This window comes from Syntrophomonas sp. UBA1041, from assembly GCF_002316705.1.
GTDB lineage: Bacteria > Bacillota > Syntrophomonadia > Syntrophomonadales > Syntrophomonadaceae > DTU019.
The window spans coordinates 5,978-7,174 of the sequence record NZ_DCEA01000031.1 but is presented as its reverse complement, the minus strand read 5'-3'; the positions used below and the strand labels follow the sequence as shown (position 1 = coordinate 7,174).

The following is a 1,197-nucleotide window of genomic DNA, read 5'->3' as shown; positions in this document are numbered from 1 at the left end:
CCTTTAGGGCTATCATAGGCCTTGCGCAGGCATTCCTTAACTTCGGCCTCGATCTGTTGATGGCTTCCTTTCATAATGGTATCAATCGGTTTAACATTGCCCATAATACAGACCCGGTACCCCACCACCTTTTTGGCTTCAGCCAAATCGATAACATTGTCCAGGCTGAGGGTTGGCGCTCCGGTATCGGCCATATCCGACCAAATAGGAGTTGAATCACCACAAATATGCAGCATTGGGCCTTTGCCGGTCCGTTCTATTACCCGATCTGACAGTTTAGAAAGGTAAGGTTTGGCAAATTCTCTAAACTGTTTAACACTTAGCAGGCTTCCCGATGCGGTCGGGTCGCCAATACTTATGCTACAGCCCATATCCATTACTGCATCTATATAATTCAAGGTAGTATTAGTAACCAGTTGTAGCAGACGATGAGCCATCTCCGGATTACGCCGCAAGTCCTTCAGAAAATTCTCGGTTCCTCTGACTAATGCGGCAGTGGTAAATGGTCCCCCGACACTACTACCTATTGGAACTTCATCCCCGATGGCATCTTTGATCATGGCCAGGGCTTCTAAATAGATAGGCAACTTTCCATCCTTATGAGGATCAGCGGGTTCCAGCTTATCAAAATCATCCCAGTTTTTCAGAACAGGATTGGCCACGAAGGGTATATTGTCTTCCGGATATTTTAGTTCGGTTCCCATGGCTTCGGCCAGGGCCAGGAATCCTGGGCCGACCCCGGCACCGTCATGACCGAACATCTTATATGTAACCGTTTCCACTCTAGCCATCAATTTAGCGGAATGACGGTACTTTGATACCGTGGTTCCGATAAAATGGCAGGCAGTTTCACCGCTAAAACTGCTGCAGGGAATCCGGTCATACGGCTTGCCTGCGGCAAAAGCGGCCATTCTTTCGAGCGGTGTCATTTCATCATTGGGGACAGCATTCATAAAACAACCTCCCGAATCATTATTTTTAAATTTTTTATTGCTTATTATAAGTAATTTTAATTTAAATGATAACTTCTCTTTAAATTCAATGCAACTATTATTTATATTTACTATACTCATTTTGAATACTTAAGAATGTTAAATAGTCTTAAATTCAAAGTTTGACTCTACTGCAAAAACCCCTCTTGTTGCATAATGGTTGCATAAATATACAAAGCGCCGGCGAAGCCTGATTCGGAACGAC

1 protein-coding gene is annotated in these 1,197 nt (G+C 44.1%); it reads right to left on the bottom strand.

Going from position 1 to position 1,197, the window contains the following annotated elements; genetic code table 11:
* The coding region (locus B2633_RS05270) for a uroporphyrinogen decarboxylase family protein (protein ID WP_483169636.1) at positions 1-953 on the bottom strand (953 nt) is incomplete at its 3' end.
* Between the last annotated feature and the right edge of the window lie 244 nt (positions 954-1,197).